The 20,501-nt window shown below is 36.5% G+C and carries 20 protein-coding genes and 1 tRNA gene; 18 read left to right on the top strand and 3 right to left on the bottom strand.

The window, feature by feature from the left end; genetic code table 11:
* The first annotated feature begins 37 nt into the window (after positions 1–37).
* The 5 genes from CSP5_RS09630 (at position 38) to gcvT (ending at position 5,467) form a co-directional block, all read left to right on the top strand.
* The gene (locus tag CSP5_RS09630; protein ID WP_021789621.1) at positions 38–1,246 is read left to right on the top strand and encodes a mandelate racemase/muconate lactonizing enzyme family protein; all 1,209 of its coding nucleotides are present in this window, start codon (positions 38–40) and stop codon (positions 1,244–1,246) included.
* On the top strand, positions 1,233–2,186 hold the full coding sequence (locus CSP5_RS09625; protein ID WP_077076744.1) for an RAD55 family ATPase: 954 nt from the start codon (positions 1,233–1,235) through the stop codon (positions 2,184–2,186). Before CSP5_RS09630 ends, CSP5_RS09625 begins: the two co-directional genes overlap by 14 nt.
* A gap of 247 nt (positions 2,187–2,433) precedes the next feature.
* Positions 2,434–3,723: a serine hydroxymethyltransferase gene (locus CSP5_RS09620; RefSeq protein WP_021789623.1), complete on the top strand. Its 1,290-nt coding sequence runs from the start codon at positions 2,434–2,436 to the stop codon at positions 3,721–3,723.
* Positions 3,724–3,797: 74 nt separating this feature from the next.
* Complete coding sequence (gene pdxT, locus CSP5_RS09615; RefSeq protein WP_021789624.1) at positions 3,798–4,421, top strand: pyridoxal 5'-phosphate synthase glutaminase subunit PdxT; 624 nt, start codon at positions 3,798–3,800, stop codon at positions 4,419–4,421.
* A complete protein-coding gene (gcvT, locus tag CSP5_RS09610; protein WP_021789625.1) occupies positions 4,418–5,467 on the top strand; it encodes a glycine cleavage system aminomethyltransferase GcvT in 1,050 nt (349 codons plus the stop codon). The genes pdxT and gcvT overlap by 4 nt, the downstream gene beginning before the upstream one ends.
* Positions 5,468–5,495: 28 nt before the next feature.
* On the opposite strand, the gene CSP5_RS09845 is transcribed toward gcvT, so the two are convergent.
* Entirely contained in the window at positions 5,496–5,663 is a 168-nt protein-coding gene (locus CSP5_RS09845) for a hypothetical protein (protein ID WP_021789626.1), read from the bottom strand.
* Between the two features lie 250 nt (positions 5,664–5,913).
* Between CSP5_RS09845 and CSP5_RS09605 the strand changes: the two genes are divergently transcribed.
* Genes CSP5_RS09605 through CSP5_RS09595 form a run of 3 tightly spaced genes read left to right on the top strand, consistent with a single transcriptional unit; the run spans position 5,914 to position 9,119 of the window.
* A complete protein-coding gene (locus tag CSP5_RS09605; RefSeq protein WP_021789627.1) occupies positions 5,914–8,265 on the top strand; it encodes an adenosylcobalamin-dependent ribonucleoside-diphosphate reductase in 2,352 nt (783 codons plus the stop codon).
* A complete protein-coding gene (locus CSP5_RS09600; RefSeq protein ID WP_021789628.1) occupies positions 8,265–8,576 on the top strand; it encodes a hypothetical protein in 312 nt (103 codons plus the stop codon). Before CSP5_RS09605 ends, CSP5_RS09600 begins: the two co-directional genes overlap by 1 nt.
* A gap of 57 nt (positions 8,577–8,633) precedes the next feature.
* Positions 8,634–9,119: a hypothetical protein gene (locus tag CSP5_RS09595; protein WP_021789629.1), complete on the top strand. Its 486-nt coding sequence runs from the start codon at positions 8,634–8,636 to the stop codon at positions 9,117–9,119.
* 16 nt (positions 9,120–9,135) lie between these two features.
* Here the strand turns inward: CSP5_RS09595 and CSP5_RS09590 are convergent, their stop codons facing one another.
* On the bottom strand, positions 9,136–9,825 hold the full coding sequence (locus CSP5_RS09590) for a COG4280 domain-containing protein (RefSeq protein ID WP_171970486.1): 690 nt from the start codon (positions 9,823–9,825) through the stop codon (positions 9,136–9,138).
* Positions 9,826–10,121: 296 nt separating this feature from the next.
* Here CSP5_RS09590 and CSP5_RS09585 point away from each other — a divergent pair, with 296 nt between their 5' ends.
* The 4 genes from CSP5_RS09585 to CSP5_RS09570 all read left to right on the top strand — a co-directional run bounded on the left by CSP5_RS09585 (position 10,122) and on the right by CSP5_RS09570 (position 13,177).
* On the top strand, positions 10,122–11,150 hold the full coding sequence (locus CSP5_RS09585) for a potassium channel family protein (RefSeq protein ID WP_021789631.1): 1,029 nt from the start codon (positions 10,122–10,124) through the stop codon (positions 11,148–11,150).
* A 31-nt stretch (positions 11,151–11,181) separates the two neighbouring features.
* Positions 11,182–11,266, top strand: a tRNA-Leu gene (locus tag CSP5_RS09580).
* 349 nt (positions 11,267–11,615) lie between these two features.
* On the top strand, positions 11,616–12,797 hold the full coding sequence (locus tag CSP5_RS09575; protein WP_021789632.1) for a hypothetical protein: 1,182 nt from the start codon (positions 11,616–11,618) through the stop codon (positions 12,795–12,797).
* The gene (locus tag CSP5_RS09570) at positions 12,794–13,177 is read left to right on the top strand and encodes a hypothetical protein (RefSeq protein WP_021789633.1); all 384 of its coding nucleotides are present in this window, start codon (positions 12,794–12,796) and stop codon (positions 13,175–13,177) included. Before CSP5_RS09575 ends, CSP5_RS09570 begins: the two co-directional genes overlap by 4 nt.
* 363 nt (positions 13,178–13,540) lie before the next feature.
* Here the strand turns inward: CSP5_RS09570 and CSP5_RS09840 are convergent, their stop codons facing one another.
* Positions 13,541–13,687, bottom strand: a complete 147-nt coding sequence (locus CSP5_RS09840) for a hypothetical protein (protein ID WP_021789634.1) — start codon at positions 13,685–13,687, stop codon at positions 13,541–13,543.
* 123 nt (positions 13,688–13,810) lie between these two features.
* Between CSP5_RS09840 and CSP5_RS09565 the strand changes: the two genes are divergently transcribed.
* The 6 genes from CSP5_RS09565 to CSP5_RS09540 all read left to right on the top strand — a co-directional run bounded on the left by CSP5_RS09565 (position 13,811) and on the right by CSP5_RS09540 (position 20,449).
* Positions 13,811–16,198: a M1 family metallopeptidase gene (locus CSP5_RS09565; RefSeq protein ID WP_021789635.1), complete on the top strand. Its 2,388-nt coding sequence runs from the start codon at positions 13,811–13,813 to the stop codon at positions 16,196–16,198.
* An 86-nt stretch (positions 16,199–16,284) separates the two neighbouring features.
* Complete coding sequence (locus tag CSP5_RS09560) at positions 16,285–16,845, top strand: phage protein GemA/Gp16 family protein (protein ID WP_148690248.1); 561 nt, start codon at positions 16,285–16,287, stop codon at positions 16,843–16,845.
* 96 nt (positions 16,846–16,941) lie between these two features.
* Positions 16,942–17,508 carry a hypothetical protein gene (locus CSP5_RS09555; protein ID WP_148690247.1) on the top strand — a complete coding sequence of 189 codons (567 nt, stop codon included), beginning with the start codon at positions 16,942–16,944 and terminating at the stop codon, positions 17,506–17,508.
* Positions 17,509–17,704: 196 nt separating this feature from the next.
* Positions 17,705–18,517 (top strand): methylenetetrahydrofolate reductase, encoded by an 813-nt coding sequence (locus CSP5_RS09550; protein WP_148690246.1) that lies wholly within the window; start codon positions 17,705–17,707, stop codon positions 18,515–18,517.
* Entirely contained in the window at positions 18,518–19,417 is a 900-nt protein-coding gene (locus CSP5_RS09545; protein WP_148690245.1) for a uroporphyrinogen decarboxylase/cobalamine-independent methonine synthase family protein, read from the top strand.
* Positions 19,418–20,449 carry a methionine synthase gene (locus CSP5_RS09540; RefSeq protein ID WP_148690244.1) on the top strand — a complete coding sequence of 344 codons (1,032 nt, stop codon included), beginning with the start codon at positions 19,418–19,420 and terminating at the stop codon, positions 20,447–20,449.
* Positions 20,450–20,501 lie beyond the last annotated feature (52 nt).

Raw genomic sequence — 20,501 nt, 5'->3', positions numbered from 1 at the left:
AGGAAACATTTAAAATTAGAATGAAATATGATGATCCATGGCAGGAAAGATAAAAGAGATAGAAATATACAACGTAAGCGAAAAAACATCCGAAAAATCATCACCATGGAGTTCTACAATGATTATAGTCAAGGTTACAACCAGTGATGGCATAGTTGGATACGGTGAGGCACCAACAACCCTCATGACACTTCCAGTGAAGGAAAGCGCTGAAGAAGTTAAAAGAGTTTTTCTAAACAAAGATGTAAATGAGATTTACAAAAACACAATGGAATTTTACAAGCATTCATTCTATCTGTCAAGGTCAATGGAAGCCACTTCTGCGCTAAGTGCAGTGGAGATGGCGTGCTGGGATATAGTTGGAAAGAGCTGTAAGGAGCCCGTTTACAATCTTCTCGGAGGTAAAATGAGGGACAGCGTTAGGGCTTACAGCAATGGCTGGTATTCAGACTGCGTTACCGCTGATGATTTCGTGGACAAGGCAAAGGAAATTAGAAAGAAAGGTTTTGATGCTGTAAAGTTTGATCCATTTGGAAATAACTACGATACAATAAATAAGAAGGGACTGGAAAGTGCAGAGAATATAGTATCAGGCCTTAGAGAATCCTTTGGAGATTCCATGGATCTTCTAATTGAGTTTCACGGGAGATTCTCCATGGAAGCTGCGAAAAAGGCCACCCAGATTCTTGAGCCATATGACTGTTTCTTCTTTGAAGAACCTCTCCACCCTGAACTTGAAATGAGGCTCCCTGAACTGAGGAGTACTGTGAATACACCCATAGCACTTGGGGAAAGAGTTCTCAATGCAAGAGATTTTATGAGGAACATTGTTGAGGGAAAAGTGGATATAATTCAGCCTGATGTAACTAACTCAAGAGGAATTCTCGAATCTTTCAAGATAGCCACTATTGCTGATGCATGGGGAATTCCGGTGGCATACCATAACGCTTTTGGTCCCGTCCAGACTGCAGCTACCCTGAATCTCGATACCACGATTAATAATTTCATTATACAGGAGAGTTTTGAGGAATCATGGCCAGAATGGAAGAAAAAACTACTTAAGAGTGGATATAAACTTGAAAACGGTCACTTTAAATTATCAGGTAAACCCGGTCTCGGAATTGAAATGGATGAAAAGTCTTTAAAGGAACATATGGTTAATGGAATGGAACCGTTTGATCCAGAATCACCCCCATGGGTAGTATCTGGTACATACGTAGGGGAGGGAACCGATGGAAAGCAATGAGATTACGAGCAAGATAGCCGAACTGCAACAGGTCAAGGAAAACCTGGAAAGAACCATAAGGATGGCCGAAGAAAAGAAAAAAGAGATAGAGAACATGCTCCAGAGTCTGGTAAAGATAGACTCTGCTTCTGTACCACAGATAAAGGTAGAGGAGGCAAAGAAGGCGCTTGTGGATTTGAAAGATCCTATTGCACTAAGGAAGAACCAAAAAATTTCAACAGGTATTTCCAAGATAGATGAACTTCTTCTAGGCGGTTTACCCATGCCATCAAATGTGGTTCTGTTTGGTGCACCTTTCACCTCAAAGGATATGCTTGCAACTAATTTCATGGCCAACTCCATCAAAGAAAACGTGCCAGTGGTCATTATCACAGCAGATAAAGACCTTAACCAGATAAAGTATGAAATTGCCCAGACTCTAAGTGTAGAACCGGAAGTCGTGGACGGTTTTGAAGATGATGGACTGATCAGGTTTATTGACCTTTATTCAAAATCCATTCAGTCTCAGAGCCCATCTAAAAAAGCGGTTGTTATAGATAATATATCAAACCTCAGCCTGCTTTTGAAATCTGTGGAAACGATTGAACAGGAATTACTCAGAACATACCCATTTTACAGACTTGTATTCATTTCTCTTACAGCGTTCGTTCCACAGTTTGACGAGAAGGTTTTCATGAAATTCACACAGCAATTCACACAGAAAAGGAAGGCGAGCAGGTGCACAGCACTGTATATGCTTGAAGATGGGCTCTTTGATCAAAAGGTTTTTGAAACTATCAGCTACATAATGGATGGGACCATTCAATTCAGAATAGTTAATGCAAAACAGTATGTGAAAGTTGTAGGTTTATCTAACGCAAGAACAAGGGAATGGGTAGAAGTCTACAACAGGGGAGAAACTTTTGATCTTGGATCCTTCTCACTTGAACGTGTGAGATAAAACAAAATTTTAACATTTTAAAAGAATTATTGCTGATTTTAACCGCTCAGTCTGCCTGTCATTCATCACAAATCAGTCAAGGCTGAATTCATCACAGCGGTTGATGGGTATTGGATCCCTTTTCTTAAGTGTTCGCTGTCTTTACTTCATATGTCACATATTCATGAAGTTGGGAAATGAAATTAATAATATACGTCCATTATTTCAGATCACCATACGTTAAAATATTTCACATGCATCAATATCCATGGATAAATTTTTCAGTGATGCAATGGAAATTAGGGATCTTGCAAAGAAACACAATAAAATGTTTGAAGAAAGCATTCCCCTGATTGCCTCGGAAAATGTGATGAGTCCTCTGGCAATGGAGATGCTTCTCACAGACTTTGGTCACAGGTATGCAGAGGGTTTGCCTCATCAGAGATACTATCAGGGAAACTTCTTTGTAGATCAGCTGGAAGACAAGGTCATAGAACTGGGAAAGAAGTTATATAACGCACCACAGTTTGATCCCAGGCCAGTGTCTGGAACAAATGCCAACATGGGAGTTATTTTTGGCCTTACAAAACCTATGGAAAGGATTTGTGCTCCAGATCTGTCAGGTGGTGGCCATATAAGTGCCGCGAAATTTGGGGCTCTGGGCTTCAGAGGTTTAGACATTGTAAATTATCCTTATGATGAAGAGACCATGACCATAGACGTTGATGGGGCAAGAAAAACAATTCTGGAAACTAGACCAAATCTATGTCTATTTGGCCAGTCTGTATTCCTTTTCCCTGCACCTCTTAAGGAACTCAGAGATACCTTTCAGGAAGTTGGCTGCAAAGTGTGGTACGATGGCGCACACGTGGCTGGACTGATAGCAGGAAAAAAATTTCAGGATCCTCTTAGGGAAGGGGCCGATGTTATAACCGGCTCAACTCACAAAACCCTTCCAGGACCTCAGCATGGAATGGTAATTGGGAATACTGACGAAAAAACCTGGAAAAAGGTTCAGAAAGGAGTCTTTCCAGGAGTTCTCAGTAATCACCATCTAAATACAATGGCAGCTCTTGGCATAACCCTTGCAGAAATGCTGGATTATGGTGAGGCCTATGCTCAGAAGATCATAGATAATGCTAGAACTCTTGCAGAAGAGCTATATGCCCTTGGCATGGATGTCCTGGCAGAAAAAAGAGGGTTTACCTCGTCCCACACACTTGTGGCTGATGTTAGAAAATTTGGAGGTGGAAAGGAGGTTGCTGAAAAGCTTGAAAGGTGCAATATTATACTTAATAAGAATCTGATTCCAGTAGATAAAAATAGAAATTCACAGGATCCAAGTGGAATAAGAATTGGAACTCAGGAGATAACAAGAATAGGTTTCGAAAAGAATGATGTAAAGGCACTTGCAGAAATAATGATGAAAATTCTTAAGAATAACATCAGTGAAGAGAAGGCAAAGGAAGAAGTAATGAATTTAAAGTCTGAGTTTAAACAAGTCAAATTCTGTTACGGAACAACTAATCCTTATGAATATATAGAATTATTCAAATAATTTTATTTATCTACTATTACATAAACTAGCGAAGTGTTTCATAACTATTTTTAACCTATTCAAAATGCTGTTATGTGAAGATTGGTGTAATCGGGTTCCAGGGTGACGTGGAAGAGCATATCAATATCCTGAAAATATTAAGTGAAAATGGAAGAAATATAGAACCATTAAGGGTGAGGAATAAAGACCAGTTGAGAGAAGTTTCTGCCATAATAATACCAGGAGGGGAAAGTACAACCATTTATAAGCTGATAAAAGAGTATGGAATTTATGAAGATATAGTAGATAGTGTAAAACATGGTAAACCACTTATGGGTACCTGTGCCGGCATAATCCTTGCATCTTCAAAGACAAACGATACAAGAGTTGAGGGAATGGGCCTTCTTGATATTGAAATAGAAAGAAATGCATATGGAAGACAGGGAGAATCTTTTATTGATAATGTTGATATTAAAGATATAGGTAATTACATGGCTGTTTTTATAAGAGCCCCAGTTATTAAATCTGTTAACCATGGTGAAATAATGGCATACCAGGCCGGAAAACCAATAATGGTGAGAGATGGAAATGTGATTGGACTTACTTTTCATCCTGAATTAACAGATGATACAAGAGTTCATGAGTATTTTATAAGAATGATAGGGGGAGAGGGGGGTACTTCCAGTGGAACAAGTGAAGAAAAGGTGACTGTAAAATGAGAACAGTTCTATATGATGAACATGTAAAAATGAATGCAAATATTGTTGACTTTCATGGATGGGATATGCCATTATACTATGAATCAATAATAAAAGAACATATGTATGTTAGGGAGAGATGTGGAGTTTTTGATGTTTCCCATATGGGTGACATATTCCTAACAGGTAGTGGAGCTGAGGAAAGTCTAATGAAACTTTTTCCATCAGATATATCAAAGATGAAAGAAGGAGACTGTTTATACACTGCTTTCCTGAATAATGATGGAAATATGATTGATGATACAATAATTTACAAATTTAACAAAGAAAAATTTCTATGTGTACCAAATGCTGCAACAACTGATAAGATACTGGATCATATATTGAAAAATAAAACTAATAACTGTGAGGTAAAAAATTCTTCGAGTGAATTATCATGTATAGCAATCCAGGGAAAGGATTCAGTTAATATTATGAAAAATTTAGGCTTAAAATTTCCAGATTTTTTCAAATTTTATGAGGAAAAGGGAATGATAATTTCAGGCACAGGTTATACTGGAGAAATAGGATGTGAAATAATTATAAAAAATAATGAAGCAGTTAATCTGTGGGAAAAAATAGTGGATGATTTGAAAAAAATAGGATGTGGTCCTTGTGGTTTGGGTTCGAGAGATACTCTAAGAATGGAAAAAGGTATGCTTCTCTCAGGCCAGGACTTCAATTCAGATAAAAACCCATACGAAGCTTCTATTTCATTTATCGTAGATAATGATCATAATTATATTGGTAGAGAAAAACTCCTATCTAATCAGAAACCTGAAAGAATCTTTAGGGGAATTATTATGAATGAAAAAGGTTCATTTCCAAGACATGGTAATTTAATTTATGACGAATCTGGTAAAGAAATAGGTATAATCACAAGCGGAAGTATTTCTCCAATTCTTGGAAAGGGAATAGGACTTGGTTACATAAACAGAAATGAATCAAAAAGTGATACATCAATTCTCGTTGGTATAAGGGATAGAAAATTCAATGGTAAGGTATCAAGGCCCAGGATAGTTCCTTAAGCTCCATTGGAAACATACCCCCCTCCCCCTAATATAATTGATTCATAATTTCTTGTCTCTTTTTCTTCCAGAGTTCTATTTCATAATTATAATATCCCTGCTCGTCCCTATTCTGTCTGATCTGGTCAAGTCTTTCGTTTACGTATGCAAGTTCTCCCTGAAGCTTCATTCTCATCTGTTTATCTAAAACAGGCATGATCTGTCATTACAGATTATTTCAATAAGTTTCCTATTTTAATTAGATTTTTAACTTTATTATGTTAATACTTTTAGTTACATAAAAATTTTAGATCTTACTTTTACCAGAAGTAAAATTATTTATATTGTTAACAATATTGATAACATATTGTTATCTTATTAAAAATTGATTTGGTGATTAAAATGATATTAAAATTGCTATTAGAGTTAACATTAAAATTAAATATAAACACAACATCTAATTTGTAATGATAAAATCAATCAAAAAAAGAGACGGAAAGATTGAGGATTTCGATCAAACAAAAATATCACGGGCAATCTACAAGGCAATGCTTTCACTGAAGTTTGGAAATATGCGAGACGCAGAAATCTTAGCTGATAAAGTTGTAAAAGAATTGAGTGCAAGAAAAGAGATCCCAACAGTAGAAAATATACAGGATACTGTTGAATCAGTTCTTATGGAAACACAAATAGATGGAAGAAAATTCAATGAAGTTGCAAAGGCTTACATTCTATATAGGGAAAAGAGAAGATTCATCAGAGAAGAAAAGGAAAGACTAGGTGTAAAAGATGATCTTAAGTTAACGCTAAATGCTGTAAAGGTACTTGAGGCAAGATATTTACTAAAAGATGAGGAAGGAAAAATTATAGAAACTCCGGATCAGATGTTCAGGAGAGTTGCAAATCACGTTGGAGTTATTGACGCACTTTATGATTATGCTAATTTCCAGAAAAAAGGAACGGTAAGGGAAGATGGGAAGAAGATATCAAATCTTCTAAACACACAGATTGAAGTTTTGGAAAGGGGCTTCAATGAGCTTGTAAACGATGGGGTATTAAAAGGTACATTCGGACAGTTCATGGATTTCATATACACAAAGCCAACCATCGCAGAGGACACAATAGAAAAATTCCACAAAATGATGAAGAGTCTGGAATATGTTCCAAACTCACCAACCATGATGAATGCTGGTGCAAGACTGGGTCAGCTTTCAGCATGTTTCGTGCTCCCGGTTGGAGACAGTATAGAAGAAATTTTTGAAGCAGTGAAACAGACAGCAGAAATACATAAGTCTGGAGGAGGTACAGGGTTTTCGTTTTCAAGACTGAGAAATAAGGATGATATTGTTGGTTCCACAAAGGGAGTTGCATCAGGCCCTGTTTCTTTCATGAAAATTTTCGATACGACCACTGAAGTCATTAAACAGGGTGGAAAAAGAAGAGGAGCCAACATGGGAATCCTCAGATATGATCATCCAGATATAATGGAATTTATCACCAGCAAGGACTCTGAAAACACCATTCTTAAAAATTTCAACATTTCAGTTGGAATGGAGGATGAGTTCTTCGAAAAACTTGACAGTGATGGATATGTTGATCTCAAGAATCCAAAAACTGGAAAGGTTGTATCAAGAATAAAGGCAAGAACGATGTGGGATTCCATAATAACTCACGCATGGAAAACAGCAGATCCTGGGTTAATTTTCCTCGATGAAATCAACAGGGCAAACCCGGTAAAAAATATAGCAGATATAGAAGCAACAAACCCATGTGGTGAACAGCCTCTTATGCCATATGAATCATGCAATCTGGGTTCAATAAATCTGGCTAAGTTCGTTAAGGAGGACAACACAATTGACTGGGATAGACTCAGGGAAACAGTCCATATGTCAACAAGATTCCTTGATAACGTTGTGGATGCAAACAACTTCCCTGTCAGGCAGATTAAGGAAATGACAAGGAAAACAAGGAAGATTGGGCTTGGAATAATGGGCTTTGCAGATATGCTCATCATGCTGGGCGTTCCATATGACAGCGAGGAGGCATTGAAGATAGCTGAGAATGTAATGAGTTTCCTTGATTTGGAATCACACAAGGAATCTCAGAATCTTGCCATTGAAAGGGGAGTGTTCCCGGGATGGTATGGTTCTGAATATGAAAAAGAAGACATACTTATGAGAAACTCTACTACCACAACAATCGCACCAACAGGCACAATATCTATTATAGCTGGCTGTTCATCATCAATAGAACCACTTTTTGCCATAGCATTTATGAGGCATGTATTGAATGGTCAGGAGTTAATAGAAGTAAATCCTTTGTTTGAGGAGATAATGAAAAAGAGAAATCTATACTCTGAGAAATTGATGCAGGACGTTGCAACAACTGGAAATCTTTCAAAGATAGACCTTCCAGAAGATCTTAAGAGGCTTTTCAAAACTGCCCATGAAATTGATCCAGAATGGCATGTACTTATGCAGGCAACATTCCAGAAATATTGTGATTCAGGTGTATCAAAGACCATAAATTTGCCTAACGATGCAACACCAGAAGATATTGGTAAGGCTTACAGGCTGGCCAAGGACCTACACTGCAAGGGAATAACTGTGTACAGAGACAGAAGCAAAACAGAACAGGTTCTCTATTCTGGAACATCAGGCAAGAAGGAAGAAGCATCAAAAGAAGAGAAGAAGGAAAAAATCGCCATTATAGAAAAGATGACTTCTGAAGGAAAGGAAAGAAAGAAAATGGATACGAAATACCTCAGACTCGAGGCCACGTTCGATCCAGCATGTCCTGATGGAAAGTGCGATAAGTAGTGGGCTTTCAGGAGATTAAGGAGGAGGTAATATCTAGAAAACTCCTCAATTATTCAGAGGAAATATATTCATCAAAACCATTAATCAATGAGATGCTTATAGGCCTGTCAAGAAAGAATCTATTTCTCACCGCTGTTAGAGATTACAGTAACAATTTTAATGTCAGAGAATTTGCAATTTTCCTTGAATCGCTTCTGGAGGGAAAGGGAAACGAAGATCAAAAGAAGTTTTATTACGAAGAAAATTTTGATGAGATAATAAAGTTATCAATAGAATGGATAAAAACGAACACAAATGAAAACAGTCTTTGAAAAATCATAATCGATGTAAAAAGAAAATCTTATTAGCGCAAAACTCATTTATCTGTATTGGCAATAGAATCATTCCTAAACAGTAATGTCACAGTGGTGTATGATGGCAACATGACCCGCCTAGTATGCACTCTTCTTACATATGATGACATGGGCGTAATGGTAGCATATAGAAATCACAAGTTATTCATCCCGTGGAGATTCATTGAGGAAATTAGGGACGTAACAGAGCAGGACAGAATTGAAGACTCAAACAAATTGAAAGAAGAAACAAAGAAAAAGACAAATCCAGTAATTATTTTTTCAATAACAACATTGTTTATTGGTGGATTGGTTACATATCTCGCATATACTTTCCTGAGCCAGATACCGCAGTATGGGTTTCAGAGGGGAATTACAGCGGCAATTGCATCGCCAATTATAGTGGTTGGAATACTGGGTACATTCCTGGCAATTTTTGCAGGAAAGGGAAAAATAGCAACAGTCTTATCAATGGTGTCTGTAATCGCCGTAGTAGTAATACTGATATTTTTTGGTTCGTGAAAATATGAATATTTTATTAAGAAGTTTCAGGATTTTTAAGATTTTTCAACCCGTAAGTTGAAAATGCATAAACTATCATGAAGAAAATAATGAAGAAAGGCAGTATTAATATCTCTTCTATGGGTTTCACAGTTTCTATGTACCAGAATGCTGAAAATGAAAAAAGGAGTGATGAAACAACCACCTTCATTATTGCCTGCTTGATCTTCCTTATCTGTGACCTTAGTATTATGGAGAAAACTATTACAATCCCAATTCCAAGAAATATTCCGTAGGCAGTGGAAGAATAACTTTCTGGATAGAGTCCAACAAGAACAATAGCAGCCTCAAAAGCTTCTATAACACCAGCTGTGTATGCTGTAAGGGAAACTCCAGAATCTGATGGCTCTTCTTTATGGGACTTTGGAAAGCTTTTCAGATACTGGAATTTCATGGATCTTTTGGCACTCTTTGCCAGTCTTTGTGCGAAATACAGTAATAAGGTTGCAGAAACCAGTCTTACATAAATTAGAGGAAGTAGTGAAATTGCACTCCCTATAAAGGCCGTTGGAATGAGAACGGTGATTACACCAAGAGTTGCAGCAAGCAATGGAATATTGCTTTTAGCATCAACAGCTAGGGACATTGAAATTGCAGACGCTTCTGACATCTCCAGTACTATTATACCTGTTGCCGCAAGAAATATGGCAGGATCAAAGTATGACACGTTGCAGCATTGCATTCAAATTATAAAGTTTTTATGTTACTACACCATAACAACCTAATGTGTTCTGATTGTTTCGAGGAGCAGTGTAAATGTGAATACTGCGTGGAATACAGGCATCAGCAGGCATGTCCCGTATGCGGCCACCTTGTATTTCTTGACTGCTGCCAGGGATTTTAGGGAAAGAAATGGAACAGTGAGTTAGTATTATTGAAGTAATACACATGGAGATTTAACTGGGAAGTAAAAATCAGTGATAAAAGAGAAAAATTATATTTCTAATCTTAAATCATCCATGGTTGGTTGACCTACAGACATTCATATTAAGGGTAAAGAAGGCATTAAAGCACAATATAGGTAAAACCATAATTATTGCGGCATTTGTGCTATTATACAGTGTATTCTCTGAATATTACATAGAGAACCCTATTGCAAACTCTGGCATTCACTCCCTTTTTCAGTCCCTTTGGTGGACTATGCAAACAGTTACTACAGTTGGATATGGAGACGTTACAATTGTTGGATTTATGGGAAAATTAAATGCCATATTCATAATGATTATTGGTGTAGGAAGTTTCAGTTTATTACTTGTATCCATAGGCGCTGAGCTTGTGGATGCTAAGCTTCTCAAGAGATTTGGAGAGGTGCGAACAAAAATGAAGGATCATGTAATTATATGTAATTATTCAGAAAAGCAGGCAGACATAATTGAAGTTATAATGAGGGACAAAAATCCGTTTATAGTTCTGGGACAGGACCCACCTGAAAAGGAAAAAGAAAATATGGAATTTGTGAAGGGAAACCCTCTGGACTATAAGGATCTGAAGAGGGCTGGTATAGAAAATAGTCATACAGCAATAATATTCCCAAACGAGAAATATGGTTCAGAGAATTCACTGGCTGTAGATGCAGAATCAATTCTTATAGTGATGACAGTTAAAAAATTAAATCCTGAAATTAACACAATTGTGGAACTGATCAATAAATCAAGTAGAGAGCATGCCAGAGAATCAGGTGCGGACGAAATTATTGTTAGAGGGGAAATGAGTTCATCAGCGATTATTAAATTGATAAATAATCCAGGATCGTGGAAGTTCATTTCTGAGATATTTTCTAAGTCTGAAAGTATGGACTTTATGGAAATCAGGGAAGATGATTATAAGGGAAAAAGCTACAGGGAACTATATAAAATGGTAGAAAATGAATGGAGAAAAATAATCGCCATTAGGAAGGGTGATGAATACCTGTTGAGGCCTGAGGAGGACTCTGTATATCAGGGAGAATCACTCATTATTCTGGAGAAATCAAAGAAAACAATCAAAAATTAAATAAGGTTTGCAACATTGCAGTAAAACAGGAGCAGAGGTTGTCGAGATTGGTCAAAGGCGCCAGATTGAGGGTCTGGTTTCGTAGGGATACGAGGGTTCAAATCCCTCCCTCTGCACTATGATTAAAGTATAGGTTATGGAGTTGAGTTCATATCTGATCCTGTTGGATTTTAAATATTCAAAGGAATATAACTATTTTTTGCACCTGTTACATATTAGAGACATCATTCTCTGGTATAGTGATACCATTATAGAATCACTCCCTTAATTGTAACGTAATACAAAAGTAAAAGGAAGCACATCTTAGTAATAAACTGGAAAACGATATAGCTCCCTAAACCTAATAACCTTTTATTATCATAACGAAATCGTAAACACAAAAACTTTTAATCTAATTCGAATTAAGTACTTGAGTGGGGTTTATAAATCGTCAATATATATATATAATGAATCATTAATATCAATATGGACTCAAAAATAAAAATTATTGTATCTGTTTTGCTTTCATTTGCAATGATATTCGGTGGGCTTATGACATTAATGCAATATCCTGAAGATCACAACCCTTCAATAGGAAAAGAAGGGGAAAAACCAATTGGGAACCAGATGGTCATATCATATGTGGAATCCATCAGGGATAACAATCTCAGTGACAGATTGTCCTTCGGGTTCTATCAATGGCTTAACAAAAATGGATTAACCATACAAAAGGTCTTAGATCATCCATCTAATATATTATTGCAGGACTTTTTGACTTTCCTTGGTGAAAACCCCTATTACAAATCCATATTTGAAAAAATAACACTGAAAGAGGAAAAGGCTTTTCAAAAGAAAAATCAAATAGAAATGAAAATCTTTTTATCCAAATTAGAAAACAATTCTCTAAGAGAACCTAAATTTCAACGGACAACCCTAATAGAAAGCAATAGATCATTAACCGTATACAATCTCAATGCTAATAACGAAACCGCATATGCTTTTAAGATAAGCTCCAATGATCTTCCAAAAGCCATTTGTACAGATTACGGAGAATGGTTAATGGTAAGTGTAAATTATTTTAAGTATTCTCTCATATTCACAACTATTACTTACGGTGAGCACGATATATTAAATGCTGTTTACCTGGGAAACAGTGCACAAAAATATTTTAACCAAGCCATTTCCGGGACTTCTAATTATGACATTTTAGCTTCAGTAATTCTTGGTGTATTATCAGTTGGATTTGCGTTTGCCCCTATAACGGGTGGAACTTCTATTCTGGTCTCGGTTATTGTTGCCTCAGTATTAGTCGGGGTTGGAGTAGCAGAATCAATTGAATCTGCTTATGTTAGTTCCAAACTTCTGGAGCTTTACGAGTCAACTTACGCAAATGAAAATACAGGAAAAAAGTATATGTGGTTGTATGATTCAATAAATTATTATTATCCCTTACAGTCCTTTGGTTTTGGTTCACTAGATTCATCTATAGGGGAATACGGTTACCTTAGCAATGGAAATACGGTTACTATATTCCCAAATGTACCTATGGTAGCAGGAGGGGGGGCTGAAGGAGTGTACTATATCTCAGAAATTAGTGGGTCTATACACAGCATAGCCAATACGGTTGGATGGAACAATTGGGCATATCAGGGGTGTTACAATAATTGATATCTGTTTTATATGAAGGTAAAATTATAGCTTTTTCTGTGGTTACAATTGAAATCTTAGTGGGAGTTTTCTCAGTTTTATACTATTTTATCATATATGGGCATCCAAAAAAAGGAAATAAAAAATGGGAATCACAAAAGGCTTATACAACTTTTTATGCATCCATGGTTTATATTTTTGGTGGATTGGTTATAATTGCATTATTTGCTTTTACAAAATTTTTATATGACAAGAATATAGATATCATTGAAACATTGACTATTGAGATATTTTCTTGTTTAAGTTTGCCGGTAATTGGAATCTCAATTGGAAATTATTTCAGAGCTAAAAAATTCGGTCTCACTTTTAAACACATAATTTTAAATATACCTAAAAAATAGTATCAACCCTACTTAAAACATATAATGATATTATTTTTAAACACTCAATTATATTAATGAATCATCAAAACGTATTGGACGTTAATATTCAATAGCCGATAATGGGTAAATTTGAATAGAAGATTACACTGAATTTATTCAGTAATACAGGCATCGTCATGATTTGCCTATCAGAATACTTTTTCTTTCTTTTATCAGGCCAAGCAATACTATTTACCATAAGCATATTTGTTGTGGTGTTCTGTGGCAGAACATTCCAAAATTATTATCAGTCATATAATGTTTGATACCTCCATACATTTTATGAAAGTGAGACTGTTTATTCGATTTAATATAAATGTTGATTTAATTCTTAAAAATAAACTATTTATCTAGTTTTTTCTTTAGATCATTAATTTCGTTTTGAATATTCTTGTCCTTGGGATTTCGTCTTGCCCTTTCCTCCAGTTCATCTATCTTTGATTCTATACTCTTTTTCTTTCTTGTTAGATCTCTTTTGCTAAGCCCCATACGTACTAATTTAATCAGGTAAAATAAATATTTGCATTTAGAAGAATACTCAAATTTAATAAACACTATTAAAATGACTGTGGGCAAGCAATAAAGTTTTACACATTAAATTCATAGTGGAACATGGAAGTTCTAAACTATTGGATAAAACTGGAATATGATCACAAGAACAAAACATATAGCGGAAAGGAAAAGATACAGCTAGAAGGAAAAGAAGACAGGCTAATTCTAAACACGCTGGAACAGAAAATAAATAAGATTACACTTGATGGAAAAAATGTTGAACTTCTGGAAGGCAGGAGGGACGATGAAAAAATTATAGAAGCTAAATTAAACGGAAATTCAATTCTTGAAATTGAGTTCACCTCAAAACTCAACGAAGCCTTAACAGGACTTTATCTGGCAAGAGCATCTGACGGCTCTGAGATGGCAACAACACAGTTTGAATCCATAGGTGCTAGAAGGGCCTTTCCATGCTTTGACAATCCATCCATGAAGGCAACCTTCGATTTAGAAATAACAACAGCCTCAGATCTTGATGTTATTTCCAATATGCCTGAAAAAGAGGTTGTAAAATCGGGTAGTGTGAAAACAGTCAAATTTCAGAGGACTCCAAGGATGTCCACCTATCTTGTTTACATTGGAATAGGAAAGTTTGAAACGAAAGAAAGCAGTTTTGAAAATGTAAAGCTATACCTTTCAGGACTAAAAGGAAACCTTGATACTACAGATTTTCCACTCGTGATGGCAGCACAGTCTCTTGAATTTTTTAACGATTATTTCGGGATAAAATATCCATTGCCAAAAATGCATCTCATATCTGTACCGGAATTCGCAGCAGGTGCAATGGAAAACTGGGGTGCAATAACATTTAGAGAAGTTGCAATTCTAGTAAACAAGAGCACAGGAGGAGCAACCAAAAAGAGGGTTGCGGCCGTTATTGCCCATGAGATAGCTCACCAGTGGTTCGGAAATCTCGTAACAATGAAATGGTGGAATGATCTTTGGCTAAACGAGAGTTTTGCAACATTCATGATGTATAAAGTCGTGGAAAATTACTATCCTGAATGGAAGGTCACTGGTGATATGTTATTATCAAGAGGGAGAGGTGCTTTCACGGACGACTCGCTTGAAAGTACCCATCCAATAGAGGCTAATGTAAAAGAACCAGAGGAAATTGAACAGATATTTGATCAAATAAGCTATGGAAAGGGTGGAATGATCCTTAGAATGATCGAATCCTATGCAGGTAAGGAGAGCTTCCAGGCTGGATTACACAATTATCTTGAGAAATTTTCATATTCAAACGCAGAGGGCCAGGATCTATGGAAGAGCATAGCAAAAGCATCAGGCAAACCGGTTGATAGAATAATGGAATCATGGGTAAAAAGAGAAGGATATCCCATCCTGAAGCTTACCTACGATTCAAATAAGATAAAGATAACCCAATCAAGGTTCTATCTTGATGGCAGGGAAGGCAGGGATATATGGCCTGTTCCACTAACCGTTTTGAGAGAAAACGGTGATGAAAGCATCCTGATGGAAACAAGGGAAACCACAATTTCTGGAGAGAATTTTGTCAAACTAAACGTTGGAGAAACTGGGTTCTACAGGGTTCTTTATCCCGAACAATTCTATGCTGGAATCCACAGTAAATCGGAAAAGCTGGACTACAAGGATTTCATAGGAATATTGTCAGATCTTTACGCTTTTGTTGTGTCTGGAAAGATAAATCTGAAGGTATACCTTGATGTGGTAAGGGAATTTTCCAGTTCTTCAGAACTTAACATTGTGACTCAGATATCAAACGACCTCTCAGAATTGAGAAACATACTCACATCTAACAATGCTCTTGATGAAGTATATTTAAACTTCCACAGGGAGCAGGTAAAGAGACTAGAAGAAAAGAAATCAAAAGATGTAAACGATTCTATTCTCTATGGAACAGTACTAAGAAGGCTTGTTGACATTGATTGGGAAAAGGCAAAGGAAATGGCTGCAAAATTCCAAAATATGGAGAATGAAATACCAGATATAAGGGATTCCATTGCAGTTGCATATGCAAAGGAAACAAAGAACCTGCAGGAAATACAAAAGAAAATGTTCTCGCTCAAGAGTGATGAGGATAAGGTAAAATTGATAGTTGCAGCAGGACACATACCAGGGGAGAATGCATTCAATTCAATGTATGGTCTCATAGAAGAGGGTAAGATAAAGAAACAGGATGTGTCTTCATACTTTACCTCATTTGGGGCATACAGAGAGAACAGGGATCTTGCAGTAAAAGAATTCAGCAAAATGGTCTCAAAGCTACAGGATATCTTCAGCGGATCTGGAACAGCATCAAATCTGGTATTTGCCCTTGTACCTCTCGTGGGCCTTAACAGGGTAAAGGAGATGGAGAATCTTCTTAACAGCATAAGAAACTCAAAGATAGAAAGGGGAATAATGAAAGGGATGGAAAGACTGAAAATAAATCAGAAGCTTCTTGACAGAATGCAGTCCGCATAAAATAATTTCATTATTTTCATTTCAATAGTGCAAAATGAATGGGGAGAATTATAAAGAACATAAACATGAAGTTAAGGGTGTGAACTTTGAGTGGAGAATTAACGAGAAGCCAGAAGAATTTTTTGAATAAACTTATGGAGGAATCCTCAGAAAGACTGGAAGCTTCAGAAAAATTTATAAAAAATCTTGGGAAGGGAGAGATATCTGAACTGAGTGTACAGGAAGCATCTAGACTCATAGATGAACTGCAGAAGATAAAGGGCGAGGCTGCTAGTTCAACTGGAAGTACCGGTCCCACGAAAAAGCAGAAGTCCTTCATTTCAAACTTACAGGATAGTGAGGAGAGAATTGCATATACAAGAAAGTATCTCGAGAAGGCAGGAAAGAAAAGTGTGGATGAGTTGAACGTGAAAGAAGCATCTCTACTAATAGATGGGCTAATGGAAAAGAAAGGAGACCCCCAGAGAACCAGGGCACAGACAGATTTCCAGGCGACACCAAAGCAGATAAACTACATTAAGAGCCTTCAGAAATCAGAGAAAGATCAGAAAATAGTAACAGAGTACCTGAAATCAATAGGAAAGAAGTCTCTGGACGAGATAACGAGAACAGAAGCAAGCACAATCATTGAGAAACTAAAGATTTAGAGCAATATTAATACGCATTCTAAAAGTTTATCACAATTCCATAAATTTTTTACTTATTCACAGATATGATTTTATTTCCATATAACATCAGGGAACATGAAAGGAGTAAACAACGCAACAGATCTGATAATCGAAAACAATCCAATGTATTCACTCATGATTAAGAGTGGCATTGTGAATTACACCAGCCTCGCAAGAAAAATAAAGAAGCAGGTGGAGTCTATGACTGGGAAAGAGGTAAAACTCAACACACTTGTAAAATACATTACATCCATAACACCAGGCGAGAAGGAGGATTATCAGATTAATTATCTAAAAAAATCAAATCTTGACGTGGAATTCAAATTTGCGGAAAAAGAGGGAAAGGAATTTGATCCAGATAGGGAGGACGTATTCCTCGTATATAAAACTCAGGAAGGTTACAAGTTTCTGGTCAGAAACGATCCCGAGGGAAATCTTGCGTGTATAAGAATAACCCTGCCTCCGGAAGCAAAGAAAGCACCCGGGATAACTCTTTTTGTGGTAGAATTTCTTAGCATGCAACAGATTTTAATTGAAAAGATATACAGGTTTGATCTTGAAATCATTCTTGTATGTTCCGTGGAAGTAGCAAGCAAGGTTATATCAAGTTTGAGTGATCTTATTTTCAAATCATATCTTTGATTTTTATTCGGTAGATACACCATTAACAGATGAATTTCAACTTTATTTTCGGCTTTATTCTCAGAATGTTGCTATGTATCTGGTAAAATCTATCGGTTTCTTACTTAACAGTATTTATGAATAATTTGAAAGGTAAAATTACTCACACTAATTTTTTAGAATTTAAAAACTTAATACAAAGTAATTATGCGAAGAAGTGCAGATTTCAAATTTCCAGAGCAAACAGAAAATCCTGAAATCAGTTGAAATAGTTCCAAAAAGGAACGAAAACATAGATGATCTGCTGGCAGCAAGAGAAATCTTTTCAGACATTGCTGACATGGTTACCGCTCCAGAAAACCAGATGGGAAGGCCCGGAATCGATCCACTTATGGCTCTTTATATAATGACGCATGGTACAAATGTGATCGCCATGCCTCATGTTACTCCAAGAGACAAAAATACTCTCTATATTTCATCCCAGATTCTAACATCAGAGAAACTCGGCATCAACCATTTCTTTGTGATAGGAGGTGACCCAATATCAGGTAATTTTGGGAGAGAAGTAAGAGAAATGGATACAAACGAAACAATAAGGCATATCAGAAAATTTTCCAGGGAGCAGGAGAGGGATAAGGAAGCAATAATAGGAGCAGCACTAAATCCATACAGAAATTCAGAGGAAGAAATAGTAAGATCCAAGATTGAGTCTGGGGCCACACTATTCATAAGCCAGATGTGTTACAACAGTGAGCCTTTCAAAAAGAAATGGATAAGACAGAGAAAATTCAAGCTATTTCTGGGTTTTATGCCGATCCTGAAGAAAAGCAACATAGAATCCCTATCAAAAATGGGTGTGTTACTTCCAGAAGGCTTAAAGTCAATAATTGCTAACTCTGAAAATCTGAGAGACACATCTCTGAAACTAATAGACAATCTTGTGAGCGATATGAAAGGATATATTGATGGAGTTCATATTATGCCTATTGGAAATAATGAAATTGCAAAAGAAATAATGGAGGTTTTATAAATGAATGTTAAAACACTGGTATATGGAATTTACCCAAGAAGTGACAGGCTAAGGCTCGATTATGGAAGACATGAAAGAGGATCACTTTCTACTGAAAAGTTGAAAGACATAATCAAGGAGGAAAAGGATATATTTTATAGATTGACAGATGAAATCAATCTTGTAACAGATCCACTTTTCAACTGGCATGATATTTTCAGACCAGTAGCTCTATCTGTAAATGGAATAAAGTTAGGTCCACTTAGAAGGTATGGCGAGACCAATACATTTTACAGGGAACCTTTAATTGAGGGAAAAGGAGAACTTAAGATTGACATTTTCACAGATCAGGAATTTGAAGAGAATCCTCCTTTCCCAATTTTTTATGGAGGTAATAGAAAAATTTTACCAATTTTTCCGTCACCTGTAGCCATGTACCGAATGTCATCAAACGAAAGCAAATATTCTATTCAGGATTTTTCAGAAAACCTGCTTGAAATATATGGCAAAATAGCCGATAGGATGGGTTCAAGGAAAATTCTAATATTTGCCCCGCAAATTGATAAAGACGATGTTTCATCCATGAAAAAAATATGCTCAACTCATGAAATAATCCTTTTGTCACCAGAAGTGATAAAATCTGAGTATTTTGATGGGATCAGCTTCAAATTTGATTCTATTGTTGTCAGCAGGAAAGAGAATTTGAACGTGGCTGGGGATCACTCCAGAATACCAGGTTTAGGGGTTCTTGATGCACATAATACAAAAATAGAAAATGGGGGAGATATAGAAAAAATGCTGGAGGAAGTCCAGAAGGAATTCAACTTTAAAGATCTGATATTAACGCATAATGATTACATGGATTTCCTTCCAAGAACAATAGCAGATAGGAAGGTAAAGATACTTCAGGAGGTTAATTAGATGTCAGAGAAACTTATAACACAGGAAATAGGAAGCTTCAGGAAACCAGAATACCTGAGCAGGAAATTTCACAGTATAGAAGAAACCGATGAATACAGCATACTCTGTCAGAAAGCAACAGATGAAACACTTGAAACATTCAAGAAAGCTGGTCTTCACAATGTAGGAGTCGGTGGAGAAATGTACAGATGGGAAATGTATGAACATTTTGCTAAAAGGGTTTCAAACATTGAATTTTACGGTCTGGTCAGATCATTTGATAACAGGTATTACAAGAAGGGAAGTGTGATGGGGATTCCAGAGAGGAAAAAACCATTTCATCTGGAAGAGTTGGAATATTTACTCAGGACCACAGTGAAACCACTGAAGGTTCCAATCACAGGTGCTTATACGATGATGGACTGGTCATTCAATGAGCATTATAAAGGCAGGAGGGAACTGGCCATGAGATTTGCAGAACTCATTCACGAGGAAATAGAAACACTTCAAAAAGCATGGAACAAATCAGGCAGGAAGGAAAAGCTGGAAATACAGATAGATGAACCTGCAACAACAACTCATCCCGCAGAAATGGATATTGTGGTTGATTCAATGAATGCATCAATTGAAAAATTCAGGAATATTGAATTCACGATCCATGTGTGCTACAGCAAAGATTACAGAATCCTTTATGACAGAATTCCTGAAATGGGATTTCACGGATATAATCTGGAATATGCTAACAGAGACTCACTTTCAGTCAACAAAAAGATCAGAGAGGGTTATGAAGACCTGAGATATTTCAGGGAAATTAATGACACACTTCAGGAAAAGAGATTTATAGGCCTTGGAGTAACAGACGTGCACATTGACACCATTGAATCCCCTGAATTGATTGAGAACAGGATTAATTATGCACTAGATATCCTTCAGGATCCGAAACTCGTGAGGATAAATCCAGATTGCGGATTGAGGACAAGATCAAGGGAAGTAGGATTTGAAAAACTTCTAAATATGGTTGAGGCAACCAAAAAAGTTGAGGAAAAAATGTGATGACCCTTCAACTCTTTATGTGAGCTATGAAAAATTTATAATCATAACAACC

Origin of the sequence: Cuniculiplasma divulgatum (assembly GCF_900083515.1) — an archaeon.
In the GTDB taxonomy this organism is placed as follows: domain Archaea; phylum Thermoplasmatota; class Thermoplasmata; order Thermoplasmatales; family Thermoplasmataceae; genus Cuniculiplasma; species Cuniculiplasma divulgatum.
This window is presented reverse-complemented; position numbering and strand designations above follow the sequence as displayed.

Excerpts from the sequence above, each read along its gene's own strand:
- CSP5_RS09630 (WP_021789621.1), top strand. The coding sequence starts at position 38 with ATGGCAGGAAAGATAAAAGAGATAGAAATATACAACGTAAGCGAAAAA.
- CSP5_RS09625 (WP_077076744.1), top strand. The coding sequence starts at position 1,233 with ATGGAAAGCAATGAGATTACGAGCAAGATAGCCGAACTGCAACAGGTC.
- CSP5_RS09620 (WP_021789623.1), top strand. The coding sequence starts at position 2,434 with ATGGATAAATTTTTCAGTGATGCAATGGAAATTAGGGATCTTGCAAAG.
- gcvT (WP_021789625.1), top strand. The coding sequence starts at position 4,418 with ATGAGAACAGTTCTATATGATGAACATGTAAAAATGAATGCAAATATT.
- CSP5_RS09845 (WP_021789626.1), bottom strand. The coding sequence starts at position 5,663 with ATGCCTGTTTTAGATAAACAGATGAGAATGAAGCTTCAGGGAGAACTT.
- CSP5_RS09605 (WP_021789627.1), top strand. The coding sequence starts at position 5,914 with ATGATAAAATCAATCAAAAAAAGAGACGGAAAGATTGAGGATTTCGAT.
- CSP5_RS09575 (WP_021789632.1), top strand. The coding sequence starts at position 11,616 with ATGGACTCAAAAATAAAAATTATTGTATCTGTTTTGCTTTCATTTGCA.
- CSP5_RS09840 (WP_021789634.1), bottom strand. The coding sequence starts at position 13,687 with ATGGGGCTTAGCAAAAGAGATCTAACAAGAAAGAAAAAGAGTATAGAA.
- CSP5_RS09565 (WP_021789635.1), top strand. The coding sequence starts at position 13,811 with ATGGAAGTTCTAAACTATTGGATAAAACTGGAATATGATCACAAGAAC.
- CSP5_RS09555 (WP_148690247.1), top strand. The coding sequence starts at position 16,942 with ATGAAAGGAGTAAACAACGCAACAGATCTGATAATCGAAAACAATCCA.
- CSP5_RS09545 (WP_148690245.1), top strand. The coding sequence starts at position 18,518 with ATGAATGTTAAAACACTGGTATATGGAATTTACCCAAGAAGTGACAGG.
- CSP5_RS09540 (WP_148690244.1), top strand. The coding sequence starts at position 19,418 with ATGTCAGAGAAACTTATAACACAGGAAATAGGAAGCTTCAGGAAACCA.